General features: G+C 65.6%; 17 protein-coding genes. 11 read left to right on the forward strand and 6 right to left on the reverse strand.

From position 1 onward, the window contains the following. Positions 1-228 precede the first annotated feature (228 nt). The 3 genes from ACK4TE_RS08195 to ACK4TE_RS08205 are packed head-to-tail and all read right to left on the reverse strand — an operon-like array spanning position 229 to position 1,540. Complete coding sequence (locus ACK4TE_RS08195) at positions 229-600, reverse strand: hypothetical protein (RefSeq protein WP_409911007.1); 372 nt, start codon at positions 598-600, stop codon at positions 229-231. 12 nt (positions 601-612) lie between these two features. Beyond that, positions 613-1,137 carry an RNA polymerase sigma factor gene (locus tag ACK4TE_RS08200; RefSeq protein ID WP_409911008.1) on the reverse strand — a complete coding sequence of 175 codons (525 nt, stop codon included), beginning with the start codon at positions 1,135-1,137 and terminating at the stop codon, positions 613-615. A gap of 31 nt (positions 1,138-1,168) precedes the next feature. Then, positions 1,169-1,540 (reverse strand): DUF6249 domain-containing protein, encoded by a 372-nt coding sequence (locus ACK4TE_RS08205; protein WP_409911009.1) that lies wholly within the window; start codon positions 1,538-1,540, stop codon positions 1,169-1,171. Between the two features lie 172 nt (positions 1,541-1,712). Between ACK4TE_RS08205 and ACK4TE_RS08210 the strand changes: the two genes are divergently transcribed. The 7 genes from ACK4TE_RS08210 (at position 1,713) to ACK4TE_RS08240 (ending at position 7,944) form a co-directional block, all read left to right on the forward strand. Then, positions 1,713-2,432, forward strand: a complete 720-nt coding sequence (locus ACK4TE_RS08210; RefSeq protein WP_409911010.1) for a fused DSP-PTPase phosphatase/NAD kinase-like protein — start codon at positions 1,713-1,715, stop codon at positions 2,430-2,432. Between the two features lie 66 nt (positions 2,433-2,498). Beyond that, complete coding sequence (locus ACK4TE_RS08215; protein ID WP_409911011.1) at positions 2,499-2,816, forward strand: hypothetical protein; 318 nt, start codon at positions 2,499-2,501, stop codon at positions 2,814-2,816. Between the two features lie 105 nt (positions 2,817-2,921). Continuing rightward, the gene (locus tag ACK4TE_RS08220) at positions 2,922-3,197 is read left to right on the forward strand and encodes a hypothetical protein (protein WP_409911012.1); all 276 of its coding nucleotides are present in this window, start codon (positions 2,922-2,924) and stop codon (positions 3,195-3,197) included. Positions 3,198-3,287: 90 nt separating this feature from the next. Continuing rightward, complete coding sequence (locus tag ACK4TE_RS08225; protein WP_409911013.1) at positions 3,288-3,674, forward strand: MAPEG family protein; 387 nt, start codon at positions 3,288-3,290, stop codon at positions 3,672-3,674. Positions 3,675-3,718: 44 nt separating this feature from the next. Beyond that, complete coding sequence (locus ACK4TE_RS08230) at positions 3,719-5,065, forward strand: TldD/PmbA family protein (RefSeq protein WP_409911014.1); 1,347 nt, start codon at positions 3,719-3,721, stop codon at positions 5,063-5,065. Then, complete coding sequence (locus tag ACK4TE_RS08235; RefSeq protein ID WP_409911015.1) at positions 5,052-6,170, forward strand: inositol monophosphatase family protein; 1,119 nt, start codon at positions 5,052-5,054, stop codon at positions 6,168-6,170. Before ACK4TE_RS08230 ends, ACK4TE_RS08235 begins: the two co-directional genes overlap by 14 nt. A 19-nt stretch (positions 6,171-6,189) precedes the next feature. Next, on the forward strand, positions 6,190-7,944 hold the full coding sequence (locus tag ACK4TE_RS08240) for an ABC transporter ATP-binding protein (RefSeq protein ID WP_409911016.1): 1,755 nt from the start codon (positions 6,190-6,192) through the stop codon (positions 7,942-7,944). Positions 7,945-7,949: 5 nt separating this feature from the next. Here ACK4TE_RS08240 and ACK4TE_RS08245 read toward each other — a convergent pair whose 3' ends face one another. The 3 genes from ACK4TE_RS08245 to ubiA are packed head-to-tail and all read right to left on the reverse strand — an operon-like array spanning position 7,950 to position 10,622. Continuing rightward, a complete protein-coding gene (locus tag ACK4TE_RS08245; protein WP_409911017.1) occupies positions 7,950-8,738 on the reverse strand; it encodes an enoyl-CoA hydratase/isomerase family protein in 789 nt (262 codons plus the stop codon). Positions 8,739-8,743: 5 nt separating this feature from the next. Next, positions 8,744-9,418, reverse strand: a complete 675-nt coding sequence (locus ACK4TE_RS08250) for a DsbA family protein (RefSeq protein ID WP_409911018.1) — start codon at positions 9,416-9,418, stop codon at positions 8,744-8,746. Between the two features lie 31 nt (positions 9,419-9,449). Continuing rightward, positions 9,450-10,622 carry a 4-hydroxybenzoate octaprenyltransferase gene (gene ubiA, locus ACK4TE_RS08255; RefSeq protein ID WP_409911019.1) on the reverse strand — a complete coding sequence of 391 codons (1,173 nt, stop codon included), beginning with the start codon at positions 10,620-10,622 and terminating at the stop codon, positions 9,450-9,452. Positions 10,623-10,712: 90 nt separating this feature from the next. Here ubiA and ACK4TE_RS08260 point away from each other — a divergent pair, with 90 nt between their 5' ends. The 4 genes from ACK4TE_RS08260 to ACK4TE_RS08275 all read left to right on the forward strand — a co-directional run bounded on the left by ACK4TE_RS08260 (position 10,713) and on the right by ACK4TE_RS08275 (position 15,424). Further along, positions 10,713-11,483, forward strand: a complete 771-nt coding sequence (locus tag ACK4TE_RS08260; protein WP_409911020.1) for a 16S rRNA (uracil(1498)-N(3))-methyltransferase — start codon at positions 10,713-10,715, stop codon at positions 11,481-11,483. A 98-nt stretch (positions 11,484-11,581) separates the two neighbouring features. Beyond that, entirely contained in the window at positions 11,582-12,961 is a 1,380-nt protein-coding gene (locus ACK4TE_RS08265) for a glutamate--cysteine ligase (RefSeq protein ID WP_409911021.1), read from the forward strand. Between the two features lie 118 nt (positions 12,962-13,079). Beyond that, the gene (locus ACK4TE_RS08270) at positions 13,080-14,951 is read left to right on the forward strand and encodes a peptide MFS transporter (protein WP_409911022.1); all 1,872 of its coding nucleotides are present in this window, start codon (positions 13,080-13,082) and stop codon (positions 14,949-14,951) included. A 5-nt stretch (positions 14,952-14,956) separates the two neighbouring features. Further along, positions 14,957-15,424: a DUF4437 domain-containing protein gene (locus ACK4TE_RS08275; RefSeq protein ID WP_409911023.1), complete on the forward strand. Its 468-nt coding sequence runs from the start codon at positions 14,957-14,959 to the stop codon at positions 15,422-15,424. Positions 15,425-15,427 lie beyond the last annotated feature (3 nt).

Raw genomic sequence — 15,427 nt, forward strand, 5'->3', positions numbered from 1 at the left:
CTGGACCATGGCGGGAGTATAGGCATGGTTTGGGAGGGGTGGCGCAAGTTCGGGTGATTATTTTTCAGGGGATTGATTTTACGGGGGAATTTTTACGGGAAGTGTTGCGTAAGTATTCCGTGGGCGGAGGAGTGGGTGCCGGCGGAGGGCGCCCCTTAGGGAGATGTTGCGCCCCCTCACCCCCAACCCCCTCTTCCAAGGGAGAGGGGGCTTTTAGGGGGGGGGCTGTCAGGCGCGTTCGAAGGCGGAGACGGCGAAGATGCAGAGGGCGGCGCCGGCGGCGATGGCGAGCCACATGGGGTTGGCGCTGGCCAGGGTGGTGAGTTCGCTGACGGCAGCGGAGCTGACCTGGGTCGGGGCAGTGGTCAGCACTTCGGTGACGGTCTTGTCGACCCCGGTCCATTCGGCGAAGAGCTGGGGCAGCTGCATCGCGGCGATGGCGGCGCCGGCGGCGCCGAGGCTGCCGATCACGAGGTGGCGCATCCGCTTCTGGCGCTTCACGCGGCCCATGACCTGGCGGGTAAAGGGCTCTGCGGGCAAAGCGTTGTCCTCGACCCGGAAGAGGTCAGAGAGATCCTTGTAGGCATCCTGATCACGCATTCTCATACTCCATCACGCCACGTTGGCGTTTTCAAGGCGGGCCCTCAGAAGGGCGACTCCGCGCTGGACATGGGACTTTACCGTGCCGAGCGGCCAGCCGGTGACTTCGGCGGCTTCGGTATGGGACAGTCCGGTGGCGACACACAGCACGACGCAGACGCGCTGGGCTTCGCTGAGGCTTTCGAGCGCGCGGGTGAGGTCCATCCGCTGCTCGGTCTGGTCCGCCGACCGGTCGAAGGGGATGACTTCGGCCGTTTCGTCGAACTCGATTTCCATCTTCTGCTTGCGGCGCCATTGCAGGAATTCGCGGAAGCAGATGGTGCAGATCCAGGCGCTGAACGTTCCTCCGGCATAGGTTCCGATTTTCTGCCATGCCGTGAGGAAGGTGACCTGGGCGATGTCGTCGCCGGTGGCCTCGGAGCCGGCGAGCCGGCGGGCCATGCCGCGGACCTTGCCCTGATGGCGGCGCACGAGTTCGGCAAAAGCTGCCTCGTTTCCTCGTGCGGCCGCATGGGCCAGATCAGGATCGCTGCGCATGTCCCGTCCCTCCGAGACGACCAGCCGGAGCTCAGGCCTCAGACTTGCCACGGCCGAAGGCCCAAAGTCCAATGTAGGCGATGCCGAGGAAGATCGGGAAGGTGGCAACACCGAGCATCGGGGTCAGGGCTTCGGATTCTTCCATGCCGATGATGGCGGCCAGGACCGCGAAGGCGGCACCGAAGGCCAGGAAGAGGACACCGCGGCGCAGGTCGGCGCGGACGGGGTCGGTCACCAGCGACATGTTCTGCAACAGCTCCGGCGACAGGGTCTGGCCCTTGTCGATGGCGTGGCGCAGGGTTTCGTGGATGGTGGTGCGCTTGCGGCTGTTGAAGTAGCTGACGATCAGCACGATCACGACAGGCGTAAGGAAAAGGACCACGGGGACAATAACGTCTTCCATTGGAGGGGCTCCGGTTGAGGTTGTTGCGGCACAATTGCCGGTGTTCATGCCCCTAAGATGCGGGCAGGGGCCAGAATGGATGCAAAGGGGCGGAAGATTTTTTCGGCGGGGCGGAATCTGCCGTGCAGACAGGCGCTTGCCCCAGCGGACGGGGGCGCTTAGGTGCGGGGCAATGGTGAAACTGACGCCGAAACACAAGCGTAAACGCCGGGTGCATGTGCCGGCGGACCTGTCGACACCGGCGGGCCGGGCACGGGCGCGGCGCGAGCTGATCTGGGGCGATCACGGCTTCCTCAGGGCGCGGTTTCGCAACTTGCACCGGATTTCCCCGGAAATGTGGCGGTCGAACCAGCCTTCGCCCCGGCATATTGCGGATCATGCGCGGGCGCGGGGCATCAAGACGATCCTGAACCTGCGGGGGCCGACGACGCAGGGCTATTACCTGCTGGAGAAGGAAGCCTGTGCGGCGGCGGGGATCGATCTCGTGGATTTCCAGGTGTTTTCGCGCGATCCGCCGACTCGGGAGGCGGTGTTTGCGGCGCGCGACCTGTTCGAGCGGATCGAGTATCCGGCGCTGATGCACTGCAAATCCGGCGCGGACCGGGCGGGGATGATGGCGGTGCTGTACAAGCTGCTACGCGAGCGGGCGCCGTTTGCCGAGGCGCGTGAACAGCTTTCGGGCAAGTACCTGCACATAAAGCATGGCAAGACGGGGGTGCTGGACGCCTTCCTGGACGCTTATGAGGCCTACAATGCCGGGCGGGCGCCGGAGGCGTGGAAGCCCTTCCTGGACTGGGTGGCCGAGGACTATGACCGGGCCGCGGTGAAGGCCGATTTTGCCCGCAAGCTGGGCAAGGGGCTGCAGCTGGACGTGCTCCTGCGGCGGGAATAGCGGGCTTTTCAGGCACCGGAAATCGTGTCAGCACTGGCTTCGGGAGATCGGAGAAAGGGCGCTGCGATGCGGCTGGCAATGATTTCGGGGCTGTCCCTGCTGGCGCTGGCCGGCTGCGGCGCGCTGGGGCCTTCGGACAAGCAGAAGATGGTTTCAACCTGCATTGAGCAGGGCGAGGCCGAGACAACCTGCAAGTGTGTCGCCGATGCGCTGGAGAAGAACCTGTCGCCGGAACTGTTCGCGAAAGTCGCCAAGGGGCTGGGCGAAGAAGGTAAGGACCTGATCGAATTGTCCATGTCGATGGAAGGCAAGGACATCATGGCGCTTTCGGCCGCAACCAATGACATGGCTGCCTGCGGCGAAAATATCGCCACAGGAGAATGAACTGGCGCAGGCGGGGCTGTGGCCCGATGCCTGCGTCATAATTGAGTGACGTGACGCTCTACCGCGCACGTCCTAGAACAGGACGGAACCAGGAAGGGAATCCTCATGAAGTTCATCATCATCAACAGCTTCCGCATCATGGTGTATGTCGCCTATATCGCGATCATCGTTGGCGGCATTGCGCTGGGCATCTACCAGAAAGGTGCCTTTACCGGTGAGCTGATCGGCCTGACGGGCCCGCTGGCACAGGTGGCGGATTTCGCCGTGTTCGCCTTTGGCGGATGGGTTGCGGCCAGCATCATCTGCGGCCTGATCGTCACGCTGATGGATATCCGCGACGACATCAACGACCGCCTGCCGGACGCGCGCCGGGACATGTAAGGCTGGCGGCCTTGAGCCAGGCCGGACAGAGATAAGACCAGAGCCGCCGGGTGGGCTGCCTGGCGGCTTTTCATTGGGAGGAAAGAAGCCATGACACCTGTTGCTGCCAGCGCGATCTATATCGCCGTGAATATCCTGCTTCTGTGGTTCCTGTCGTTCCGGGTGATCGGACGGCGGCGCGCCGCTCAGGTATCTCTTGGCACCGGGGGCGATTCCGAACTTGAGATCCGCACGCGGGCGCACGGCAATGCCGCCGAGTATATCCCGATTACCATGCTGGGGCTGTATGTTCTGGCTTCGCTGGGCGCGCCGATGTGGATGGTGAATGCGGTGGGCGGGGTGTTCACGCTGGGCCGTGTCCTTCATGCAATCGGCCTGTCGGCGACGATCATGCCGGCGCGGCTGGTGGGTATGGTGCTGACCTGGACGGGGATGCTTGGGGCGGCGGCAGGATTGCTGTACGTCACGCATACCTGAGGCGGGCAGTTGCGCAGGCAGGCGGCGCGGTCCATCTAGCGCCGATGACGAGATTTACGACCCCTCCGGCGGAGTTGCTTGCCGGACTTCTGGACGATTGCCTCAAGGCGGGCGCGAGCGCGGCGGACGCGCGCATCGGCGTGGCCGACGGCGTGAGCGTGTCTGTGCGCGACGGCAAGATGGAGAGCATCGAGCGCGAGGAAAGCGCCAGCGTGGCGCTGCGCTGTTTCTTCGGCCAGCGGCAGGCGCATGTTTCCGGTGCGGACCTTTCGCCTGAGGGCCTGAAGGCGCTGGGCGAGCGCTGCGTGGCGATGGCGAAGGCGGTGCCGGAGGACAAGTTCTGCGGCCTTCCCGACGCGGCGCTGCTGGCGACGGAGGGGCTGGACATGGACCTGACCGGGGAGCCGGAGCTTTCCGCGGATTTCCTGGAGCGCGAGGCGCTGGCGGCGGAGGCGGCGGCGCTGGCCGTGCCGGGCGTGAAGACGGTGGCGGGGTGCGGCGCGTCCTGGAACCGGTCGGAGCGCTGGGTGGCGGCGACGAACGGGTTCCGCTCCTGGAAGACGGGCACCTCGACCGGGCTTGGCCTTGCGGCGGTGGCCGAGAAGGACGGGCAGATGGAGCGCGACTATGACAGCTGGTCCGTGCGCTTCACCAAGGATCGTCCGTCTGCGGAGGAGATTGGCAAAACCGCAGGCGAGCGCACGATTGCGCGGCTTGGCGCGCGCAAGGTGGAGACGCAGAAGGCGGCGGTGATTTTTGACCGGCGTGTTTCGGACAGCCTGCTGGGCGCGCTGCTGGGGGCTATTTCCGGGCCGTCGATTGCGCGCGGCGTGAGCTTCCTGAAGGACCGGATGGGCGAGCAGGTGTTCGCCAGGGGCATCTACATCACCGACGATCCGCTGCGCCGGATGGGCATGGGCAGCCGCAGCCATGACGGCGAGGGATTGCCGGTGGGCGAGGCGCACCTGATCGAGGACGGGCGGCTGACGCGGTGGCTGCTCAACACATCATCTGCGCGCCAGCTGGGCCTTCAGCCAAATGGCTTTGCGGGCATGGGTTTTGGTGACCCGCCGGGGGTTTCGACCTCCAACGTGTACCTCCGCCCCGGAACGGCGACGCCGGGCGACCTGGCGAAACAGGCGGGGAAGGGATTGCTGGTGACCGACATGTTCGGCCCGTCGATCAATCCGAACACGGGCGATTACTCCGTGGGCGTATCAGGCTTCTGGTTCGAGAACGGGGAGATTGCCTATCCGGTTTCGGAAGTGACAGTGGCGAGCGACCTGCCGGCGATGTTTGCGCGGCTGATACCGGCGAGCGATCTTGAACTGCGCTCGACACGAGATGCGCCATCGATCCTCATCGAGGACATGAACCTTGCGGGCAGCTGAACGCACACTGGAGGAAGACCTCACCCTGCTGCGCCGGATCGCGCAGGAAGCGGGCGACCTCGCGATGGCCTACATCCACAAGGGCGGTGCCGAGGCCTGGAATAAGACGACCGGCGGGCCGGTGACGGAAGCCGACCTCGCGGTCAATCGTCTGTGTGCGAAGGAATTGATGGGTGCGCGGCCGGAATATGGCTGGCTGTCGGAAGAGACGAAAGACGATCCGGCGGCGCGGCAGAAATCGCGCGTTTGGGTGGTGGACCCGATCGACGGGACGCGGGCCTATATGGATGGCACGCCGGACTGGTGTGTGGGCCTTGCTGTGGTGGAAGAGGGCGAAGCGGTGGCGGGCGTGATCTATGCGCCGGCGCTAGGCCAGTTTTTCGACGCGCGCAAGGGCGCGGGCGCACGGCGCAATGGCGAGGCGATCCGCGTGTCACGGCAGGCCGAGGAGACCGGGCTGCGCCTGATCGCGAATGAGGGCGTGGTGACGCATTCCGGCTGGCGCGAGCCTTGGCCTGAGGTGCACCTTGCCCGGCCGAAGCCGAATGCAACCCTGCTGCGGCTTGCCTTCGTCGCGGCGGGCGACTGGGACGCCGCGCTGGTGCTGGGCGAAAAGGCGGATTGGGACTTGGCCGCCAGCGCTGTGCTCATCACCGAGGCAGGCGGCACGGTGACGACGCATGCGGGTGAGCCGCTGGTGTTCAACCGGCCGGTTCCGGCGCAGAGGAGTGTGGTCGCCTCTGGAAACGCGCTTCATCCTTTGTTAGTGCGCCGCACAGGATATGTGAGCATTCCCGATCCGCAGGCGCGTGCCGCGAGCCCGCCCGCCCGGGAGACAACGGAGCCCCGCAGGAAAATGCCAGACAAACCCGGCAAGCAACTTCTCCACATCGTGTTCGGCGGCGAGCTGAAAGATGTGACCAGCGTTGAGTTCGAGGATCTCTCGAAGATCGATTTCGTCGGCGCCTTCCCGAACTATCAGGAAGCCTATGACGCCTGGCGGGCCGCAGCGCAGCGCACCGTGGACCATGCCGAGACGCGGTATTTCATCCTGCATGCGCACCGCCTGCTGGACCCCGCGACGGGAGACACCCATCACGTCTGAGCTCGCCCCGGCGCCAAAAATGGCTGGGCCGCAGCGCTCGCTCTGGCGGCTGTTCAGGGCGCATTTCTGGCCGCACAAGGCGTGGTTCATCGGCGGCACGCTGCTGGCGCTGCTGACGGCGCTGTGGGGCATTGGCTATGTCGTGGTGCTGGATTTCGTCGGCAATTCGCTGCAGCAACAGATTACCGGCGCGGGCGGCGCGGCGGGACCGGGCTGGATCTGGACGGGGATCATCGCGATCATCGTGCTGACGGCAGGCCGGTCGCTGTCGATGTATGGCATGACGCTCCTGAACAATACCGGCGTGCAGCGCGGGCTCGTCAGTGTGCAGACGGTTCAGTATGACGCGCTGGTGGACGGGGATTTCGCGCGCGTGTCGGGAGCGGCCTCGGGCAGCTTCGTCTCGCGCTTCATCAGCGACGTGATTTCCATCCGCGAGGCGGCGCTGCGCTTTGCCAACAATTTCACCAAGAGCCTCGCGACCGTGATCGGTGTGCTGGTCTGGTTGTTCTGGAAGGACTGGCAGCTGGCGCTGATCATTGCGGTGGTTTACCCGCTGGCGCTGGGGCCGGTCGTGTCGCTCGGAAACTCCGTACGCAAACGGGCGAAGAAGGCGGCGGAGCAGACGGGCGAGGTGACGTCGCTGCTCTCGGAAGGCTTCCAGTCGGCGCGGATCGTGAAGGCGTATGGTCTCGAAGACTGGCAGAAGGTGCGCGCGGGCAAGGGCTTTGCGGAGCGCTCGCGGCTTTTCCTGAAAGTGCTGTCGAAGCGGGCGGGCGTGGACCCTGTGCTGGAAGTGTTTGGCGGGCTGGCGCTGGCGGCGCTGCTCGGCTTCGTGACCTGGCGGATTTCGCAGGGCGAGAACACGCTGGGCGACCTGCTCGGCGTGATCGGCGCGGTGGCAGTGGCGGCACCGGAAGTGCGCGCGCTCGGCTCGATCAGTGCAGTGGCGCAGGAGGGCGCGGCGGCGGCCGACCGGGTTTACGAGATTGTCGATGCGGCGCCGAAAGTGGCCGATGCGCCGGGAGCAATGGTGCTGACCGGGGCGAAGGGCGAGATCGTGTTCGACGATGTGCGCTTTGCCTATCCGGACGGGACGGAGGCGCTGAAGGGGCTGAGCTTCACGGCGCGGCCGGGCGAAACGGTGGCGTTTGTCGGCGCGTCGGGGGCGGGCAAGTCGACCGTGTTCAACCTCTTGCTGCGCCTCTATGAGGCGAATGGCGGGGCGGTGCGGATTGACGGGCTGGATATCCGTACACTGACGGGTGCGAGCCTGCGCGGGCAGATGGCGCTGGTGGCGCAGGATGCGGCGCTGTTTGACGATACGGTGGCCGCCAATATCCGCCTCGGCAAGCTGGAGGCGAAGCCGGCGGCGATCGAGCGCGCGGCGCGGGCGGCGCATGCGCATGAGTTCATCGAGGCGCTGCCGGGCGGCTATGACGCGCCGGTGGGCGAGATGGGGCGCAACCTTTCCGGCGGGCAGAGGCAGCGTGTGGCGCTGGCGCGGGCGATCCTGCGGGCGGCGCCGGTGCTGTTGCTGGACGAGGCGACCTCGGCGCTGGATGCGGAGAGCGAGGCCAAGGTGCAGGCCGCGCTGGCGGAATTCGGCCGTGGACGGACGGTGTTGATCATCGCGCACAGGCTCTCGACCGTGCGCGCGGCAGACCGCATCATCGTGATGGAGAACGGCCGCGCGGTGGAAGAAGGCACGCACGAGATCCTGATGGCACAGGGCGGGGCGTACAAGCGGCTGGTGGAGTTGCAGCTGAGCTGAGTTGCTCAATCCCCCGTGAAATCAGGGTCGCGCTTCTCGAAGAAGGCCTTCACGCCTTCCTTGAAGTCTTCGGTCTGTTGCATCAGGGCGAAGGCTTCGAGGTCGCGGTGGGCGGTGGCCCGCGCGAGGGCGAGAGCGGCGATGTTGGTGTCCTGCTTCACCATTTTCAGTGCGGTGGGCGGGAGTTTGGCGGCGGCGGCGGCGATCTCCGTTGCCTTGGTGAGGGCGCTGCCGGGCGGGGCAAGGTGGTCGTAGAGGCCCCAGTCCAGAGCTGTCTGTGCACTGATCTTTTCGCAAAGGCCGGCGATGCGCTTGGTGCGGGCGGGGCCGACGAGGGCCGTGAAGCGGGGGATGGAGCCCCAGCTCATGTTCATGCCGCGCTCGACTTCCGGCACATAGAAGGTGGAGGTCTCCGAGCCGACGCGCAGGTCGCAGGAGGTGGCGAGGGCTGCGCCGCCGCCGACGCACCAGCCTTCGATGGCGCAGATCGTCAGCGCGTCGACCTTTTCCCAGGCATCGCACATGGCAGGGCCGGCGCGCAGGCGCACGCGGCGTTCGGCAAGGCCGAGGCGGCGGACATCGACGCCTTCGGGATCGCGCAGGTCGGCGCCGAGGGTGAAATTGTCCTTGCGACCGGTGAGGATGACGGCGGAGATGGCGGGGTCGCCGGCGAAGCGGCGGGCGGCATCCGTCAGTTCACGCATCACTTGCTGGCTAAGGGCATTGGCCTTGGCGCCGGTGTCGAAAGACACGGTGGCGACGCGGCCTTCGGTTTCGATGCGGACGTGATCCATGTGGCTCAGTTCGGCGCGCCGGAAGGACGTTCCTGCGGCAGCAGGGTGGCGGCGTGGCGGATGAAGCGGGCGAGCTTTTCCGAGCTTTCGGCGCCCTGCACGGCGACGCGGCGGTTGGCGATATAGGTCGGCACGCCGGAAATGCCCATCTGGCGGAAAACCTCCGCCTCCTGACGAACGGCTTCGATGTCGGCGTCGGTTTTCAGGAGGTCTGCGACGATGCCGGGGTCGAGGTCGATCTGGCGGGCGACATCGATCAGAACGTCGTGTGCGCCGATATCGCGCGTTTCGTTGAAGTATGCGCGGAAGAGCGCTTCCTTGGCAGCGGCGCCCTTGCCCTGGCCCTGCGCCCAGCGCACGAGACGGTGGGCGTTGAAGCTGTTCGGGCGGTGGGTGATGGCGTCGAAACGGTAGGGGATGTTTTCGGCGTTGCCGTAATCCACGAGGGCCTGACGCATCATCGCCATGCGCTCCTTGCCTTCGGGCGAGGAAACGCGCTCGGACATGTAAGCCTTGTAGTCGACGCCGCTGGCGGGGATGGTGGGGTCGAGCTCGTAGGGGCGGAAGAGGAGCTGGACGTCCACTTCAGGCGCTTCGGCAATCGCCGCCTCGATCCGGCGCAGGCCAAGCCAGCACCACGGGCAGACGAGATCGGATACCATTTCGATGACAACGGTCATGGGCGGACTATAGACCCGCCCGGCGCGCGCGTCACTGTTCGGCGCGCGTTTCCGCAGCGTCCGGATCGATGCCATTGAGTTCGAGCACGGCGCGGATGTCGCGCATCAGCCAGACATCCTTGCGGGGTTCCGGCTTGCGGCGCAGTTCCATGCCGAAGGGTAGGGTGACGGCTTCGGCGCGCGCCGGTGGCAGGGTTTCGTGATCGGCGAAGATGGATTTCGGCGCGCGTTCCGGCACCAGGGCCGAGAGCAGGAAGCCGCTGGCGATGAGGGCGCCCGCCCAGACATTGGACTTGAAGATGGCGAGGGCGGCGCGCTCGTTGGTCGCCTTGAGCACGGTCGCCTGCCAGGCGCCGTGGCCGAGGAAGGCGAGCGCGGTGAGCGCGCCGATGCGGCCGGCATCGTTGAGATAGCCTGCAAGCGCGATCAGGGCGGCGGCGCCCATATGGAAGCAGAAGGAAATCAACGCGGCGCGCTTGCCGAAGAGGCGCGCGGTGGAGCGCACGCCGATCAGGGCGTCGTCTTCCCGGTCCTGCAGGGCGTAGATCGTGTCATAGGCGACGGTCCACAGGGCGAGGCCGAAATAGAGGAGGTAGACCGGGCCGGTGATCAGGCTGGCGGTGGCGGCACCGACGAGGACGCCCCAGTTGAAGGTGAGGCCGAGCCAGGCCTGCGGCCACCAGGTGACGCGCTTGGCAAACGGATAGACGGCGACCAGCGGCAGGGCGAGCAGGGCGGTGATCTTCGCGTCCCACGGGAGGAGCAGCCAGACGAGGAAGCCGGTGGCGAGCTGGGCGGCGAGGAAGATGTAGGCCTGCTGCAACGTGACCGCGCCGGAGGGGATGGGGCGGGCCGCGGTGCGGGCGACCTTCGCGTCGAAGTCGCGGTCGGTGATGTCATTCCAGGTGCAGCCGGCGCCGCGCATGACGACCGCGCCGACGAAGAAGAGGAAGACCCAGCCGAGGTCGATCAGGAACAGGCCGCTGGACAGGCGCTGGAAGGCGAGGCCGATGAGGCAAGGCAGGAAGAGCAGCCAGATGCCGACGGGCCGGTCGAGCCGCGCGAGCATGGCATAGGGGCGCCAGGCCCGCGGCAGGCTGGACAGCCAGCCCGGCAAGGCCGAGTCTGCCGGAACATCGAAAGGTTCCGTGTCGTCATGGCGCTGCGTGAAACTCATCGCTAACGGGTATAGTTGATTTGCCATGCGCCCGCACCCGTTGTGGTCTCAAAACCACAAAGCGTGATGCAAAAACCACACCTGACAGGGGCGCTTCGAGGAGGCTATACCGCGCCGATGCCGACTTCGCCGCGACTCTTTGTTTCTGCTGATCTTTCTGCTGGGGCGGTGGTCGCGCTGGACGAGGAGCAGTCGAACTACCTGCTGCGCGTGCTCCGTCTTGGGGCAGAGGATGAGGTGCGGGTGTTCAACGGGCGGGACGGGGAATGGGCCGCGGAGGTGACCGAATCGTCGGGCAAGCGGGCGAGACTGGAGGCCGTGCGCCAGAGCCGGGTGCAACCGGCGCCGGCCGCGCCTGCGATGACGCTGCTGTTCGCCCCGGTGAAGAAGGACCAGACGGACCTGATCGCGGAGAAGGCGGCGGAGCTCGGCGCGGCGCGGGTGTGCCCGGTGCTGACGCAGCGGACGCAGACGCGGACTGTGCGGACCGACCGGCTGCGGAAGATCGTGCTGGAGGCGGCGGAGCAGACCGAGCGGCTGGACCTGCCGGAGGTGGTAGAGGCGGCGACGCTGGACGCGGCGCTGGCGGCATTGCCGGCAGGCACGGCGGTGATCTTCTGCGATGAGGCGGGCGACGAGGACGGTGCGCCTTGGGGCGGCGCGGCGGGCCGGGCGGGGCCGATGCTTGCGGTGCTTGAAGGTCTGAAGGACCGGGATGCGGCGATCCTGACCGGGCCGGAGGGCGGGTTCACGCCCGAGGAGCGGGCATTCCTGCGCGGGCGGGCAGATACGTTTGCGGTGAGCCTCGGCCCACGCATTCTGCGGGCGGAAACGGCAGCCGTGGCGGCGATGACGCTGTGGCAGGCGGTGAGCGGGGATTGGGGCTGATGACACGCCCTGTGTAACATTTTGAGGTCCCCGGTTGGCGTTGCCACATTTCGGCCTTATCTCCGCAGCGGATAGAACATGAGCCGGGAGGCCCGACGGTGACCACGCCCACCACCGATATCGACGAGGCCTCGCCGCGCATTGGCGGCAAGACCGAACTGGTTGAATACCTTGAAGCCGGATCGAAGCCGAAGACCGACTGGCGCATTGGCACAGAGCACGAGAAATTCGGCTTCACCTGGGACGGGCTGAAGCCACTGCCGTATGACGGCAAGGCCTCGATCCTCACGATGCTGGAAGGCCTGCGGGACCGGTTTGGCTGGGACCCGATTGTCGAGGGCGGGCACCTGATCGGGCTGAAGCGCGACGGGGCGAGTGTGAGCCTGGAGCCGGGCGGGCAGTTCGAGCTTTCGGGCGCGCCGCTGGAATCGATCCATGACACCTGTACGGAAGTGGGCCGCCATCTGGCCGAGGTGCGCGAGATTGCGGAGCCGCTGGGGATCGGGTTTGTCGGCCTCGGCGCGAGCCCGCTCTGGTCGATGGCGGAGACGCCGGTGATGCCGAAGGGCCGCTACAAGATCATGACCGCGTACATGGACAAGGTGGGGCGGCTCGGGCGGCAGATGATGTTCCGCACCTGCACGGTGCAGGCGAACCTCGATTTCGGATCGGAAGCGGACATGGTGCAGAAGCTGCGCGTGTCGCTGGCGCTGCAGCCGCTGGGCACGGCGCTGTTTGCGAACTCGCCGTTCATGGAAGGCCGGCCGAATGGCTTCCTCTCGTATCGCTCGCATATCTGGACGGATACGGACCCCGATCGCTCGGGCATGTTGCCATTTGCGTTCGAGGACGGGTTCGGGTTCGAGCAATATGTCGACTATGCCCTCGATGTGCCGATGTATTTCGTGCGCCGGGGCGGGCAGTATCTCGATGCGTCGGGGCTGAGCTTCCGCGATTTCATGGACGGCAAGCTGCCGATCCTGCCGGGTGAGCGCCCGGCGATGGACGATTTTGCCGATCACCTGTCGACGATCTTCCCGGAAGTGCGCCTGAAACGTTTCCTCGAGATGCGCGGATCGGATGCCGGCCCTTGGGACCGGCTGTGTGCGTTCTCGGCATTCTGGACGGGCATCCTCTATTCGCAGCCGGCGCTGGATGCGGCGTGGGACCTGGTGAAGCATTGGACCGCGCCGGAGCGGGAGGCGATGCGCCAGAGCGTGCGCACGCTGGGCCTGCGCACGCCCATTCAGGGCGGGCGCTCGATGCAGGACCTCGCGAAGGATGTCCTGGCGATTTCGCGGGCGGGCCTGCGCGAGCGCGGAAGGCTGTCGGCCTCGGGCGAGGACGAGTCGGGCTTCCTGTCGGGGCTCGACGAGATTGCTGCGTCGGGAATCACGCCGGCCGAGCGGCTGCTGGCCCGCTATCACGGGCCCTGGGGCCGCGACGTGCGCAAGGTGTTCGCGGAAGAGGCGTACTAGCCTTCCCCTAACGGCAGAAACTGCCTTGAGCGCCCCGGCGGGGCGTGGTCAAACCTCTGTCACAATGGGCGTGGCAGAGGCCGGCGCCGTCACGAGATAGCGCGCTGGGGAGCCGTTCATGCTGATTATCGTCCTGGGCATCGTCATTACGCTGGTGACCTGCATTCCGGTGTTCAACCAGATGCGGCAACACCCGAAGGGCCTGCACATCCTGTTCTTCGCCGAGATGTGGGAACGCTTTTCCTTCTATGGCATGCGCGCGCTGCTGATCTTCTACCTGACCCAGCATTTCCTGTTCGACGACCGCACGGCGCAGGGCCAGTACGGATCCTATACCGCACTCGTTTACCTGCTGCCGCTGCTCGGCGGATTCCTCGCGGACAAGTATCTCGGCAACCGCAAGGCCATCGCGTTTGGCGCATTGCTGCTGGTGGCAGGGCATTTGACGATGGGCCTGCACGGGCCGCAGGCGACGCAGAAAATGGTCGTTGCCGGCGCGGAGTATAATCTCGCAGTCGAAGGCCGCGGCGGGTCGCGCCAGGTATTCATCGAGACTGGCACGCAGCGCTGCCTGTTCGGCGGCGACGCCAGCCATGAGGGTTGCCGCGCCAATGTCAGCGAAGGCGGCAGCATCACGTTTACCGGCCTTGATGCCGACAGCCCAATGCCGACGGTCATTCCGAACGTGATGGAAACACTTTCGGAGCCGGTCCGCGATCCTCTGTACACGAACATCCTGTTCCTTGCCCTCGCGCTGATCGTGATGGGGGTCGGCTATCTGAAAGCCAACATTTCCTCGATCGTTGGCCAGCTTTACGAGGACAACGATCCGCGCCGGGATGCCGGTTTCACACTCTATTATTACGGCATCAACCTTGGTGCCTTCTGGGCGGCGATCCTGTGCGGCTACCTTGGGCAGACGGTCGGCTGGTGGGCGGGCTTCGGGCTTGCGGCGGTCGGCATGGCGGTGGGCTGGCTGGTGTTCACGCAGCAGCGGCTCGTGTTCTGGATGCCGGGCGAACGTCAGCTGCCGGAGCATGTCGGCGCACCGCCGAACCCGGAACTGCTGGCGAAAAAGGTCGGCCCGGTATCGGTCGAATGGTGGCTCTACCTGCTCGCCATTCCGGGTGTGGCCGCTGTCTGGTTCCTGCTTCAGACGCCGCAATACACATTCGCCACGCTGATGAGCGGCCTCGTGCTGTTCGGTGGTTACCTGATCTACTACATGGTCACCAAGTGTAACCTGCGAGAAATCCAGGAACTGATCCTGGCGCTGTTCCTGATCTTCATGTCAGTTGTTTTCTGGTCGCTGTTCGAGCAGGGCGGTTCGTCGCTGAACCAGTTTGCAGAGCGCAATACGCAGCTTCCGAATGATGGCTTCATGACCGTGACGGCGGCGCAGACGCAGAGTTTCAACTCGGGCTTCATCCTGCTGTTCGCACCGATCTTTGCGGCGCTTTGGGCATGGCTTGGCGCGCGCAAGCTCGATCCCAATACGCCGCTGAAATTTGCGCTGGCGCTGGTGCAGGTCGGGCTTGGTTTCTGGGTTCTGGTCTGGGGTGTCCAGTTTGCGGATGATAGCTTCCGCGTGCCGCTGATCTTCCTGGTACTCGCTTACCTGCTGCACACGACGGGTGAGTTGTGTCTCTCGCCGGTGGGCCTGTCGATGATCACCAAGCTGTCGCCGGCTGCTGTCGTCAGCTTCATGATGGCGGGCTGGTTCCTGTCATCTGCCTTCGCGCAATATGTGGCGGGCGTGATCGCGCAGTTCACGGCGAGCGATACGGTCGCCGGGCAGGTGCTCGATCCCGGCAAGGCGCTTATGACGTACAAGGACGTTTTCTGGAGCCTTGGTGTGGTGGCAATCCTTCTCGGCGTGCTGCTGGGCCTGATGAGCTTCCTGCTGAAATATCTCGGCCACGGGAAAGCCGGGCGGCTTGCGAGCAAGGCGGCGCTGGAAGCGGAAGCTGCGCGCGGCGTGGCGGAGTAGCGAACATGCGGGGTATGGCTCTGGCTGCTTCGCTGCTTGGCGCGGCGTGCCAGTCCGCTGTGCATCCCGAACTTGCGCCGGATGTGCCCGGATCAATCCTGATTGTTCCGTTTGCTGAAGAGATGGTTGTGCCCGTCAATCCGGCAAATCCGGCGGGGCCTGCAATTGGCGTGTTGCGGGGTGATCCGCAGACCGGCGCGTCCGACATGCTGATGCGTCTTCCGAAAGGGCCGATTCCCATGCATGCCCACACGCATGACTATGCGTTGATGGTCATTGAAGGCCAGATCCAGCATTGGAGCCTTGAGGGGTCACAGGCCGGCGCTGAATTGCTCGGCCCCGGAAGTTATTGGTTCCAGCCCGGCGGCGTGGCGCATGCACACAACTGTGTCAGCGAGTTCTGCCTTGTATCCGTCCACTGGTCCGGGCCGCAGGATGTGTGGATCGTGGACGTGCCGGAAGCTGAGGGCTGATCC

It is taken from the genome of Hyphomonas sp. (genome assembly GCF_046313975.1).
In the GTDB taxonomy this organism is placed as follows: domain Bacteria; phylum Pseudomonadota; class Alphaproteobacteria; order Caulobacterales; family Hyphomonadaceae; genus Hyphomonas.

Excerpts from the sequence above, each read along its gene's own strand:
- ACK4TE_RS08195 (WP_409911007.1), bottom strand. The coding sequence starts at position 600 with ATGCGTGATCAGGATGCCTACAAGGATCTCTCTGACCTCTTCCGGGTC.
- ACK4TE_RS08200 (WP_409911008.1), bottom strand. The coding sequence starts at position 1,137 with ATGCGCAGCGATCCTGATCTGGCCCATGCGGCCGCACGAGGAAACGAG.
- ACK4TE_RS08205 (WP_409911009.1), bottom strand. The coding sequence starts at position 1,540 with ATGGAAGACGTTATTGTCCCCGTGGTCCTTTTCCTTACGCCTGTCGTG.
- ACK4TE_RS08210 (WP_409911010.1), top strand. The coding sequence starts at position 1,713 with ATGGTGAAACTGACGCCGAAACACAAGCGTAAACGCCGGGTGCATGTG.
- ACK4TE_RS08215 (WP_409911011.1), top strand. The coding sequence starts at position 2,499 with ATGCGGCTGGCAATGATTTCGGGGCTGTCCCTGCTGGCGCTGGCCGGC.
- ACK4TE_RS08220 (WP_409911012.1), top strand. The coding sequence starts at position 2,922 with ATGAAGTTCATCATCATCAACAGCTTCCGCATCATGGTGTATGTCGCC.
- ACK4TE_RS08225 (WP_409911013.1), top strand. The coding sequence starts at position 3,288 with ATGACACCTGTTGCTGCCAGCGCGATCTATATCGCCGTGAATATCCTG.
- ACK4TE_RS08230 (WP_409911014.1), top strand. The coding sequence starts at position 3,719 with ATGACGAGATTTACGACCCCTCCGGCGGAGTTGCTTGCCGGACTTCTG.
- ACK4TE_RS08240 (WP_409911016.1), top strand. The coding sequence starts at position 6,190 with ATGGCTGGGCCGCAGCGCTCGCTCTGGCGGCTGTTCAGGGCGCATTTC.
- ACK4TE_RS08245 (WP_409911017.1), bottom strand. The coding sequence starts at position 8,738 with ATGGATCACGTCCGCATCGAAACCGAAGGCCGCGTCGCCACCGTGTCT.
- ACK4TE_RS08250 (WP_409911018.1), bottom strand. The coding sequence starts at position 9,418 with ATGACCGTTGTCATCGAAATGGTATCCGATCTCGTCTGCCCGTGGTGC.
- ubiA (WP_409911019.1), bottom strand. The coding sequence starts at position 10,622 with ATGGCAAATCAACTATACCCGTTAGCGATGAGTTTCACGCAGCGCCAT.
- ACK4TE_RS08260 (WP_409911020.1), top strand. The coding sequence starts at position 10,713 with ATGCCGACTTCGCCGCGACTCTTTGTTTCTGCTGATCTTTCTGCTGGG.
- ACK4TE_RS08270 (WP_409911022.1), top strand. The coding sequence starts at position 13,080 with ATGCTGATTATCGTCCTGGGCATCGTCATTACGCTGGTGACCTGCATT.
- ACK4TE_RS08275 (WP_409911023.1), top strand. The coding sequence starts at position 14,957 with ATGCGGGGTATGGCTCTGGCTGCTTCGCTGCTTGGCGCGGCGTGCCAG.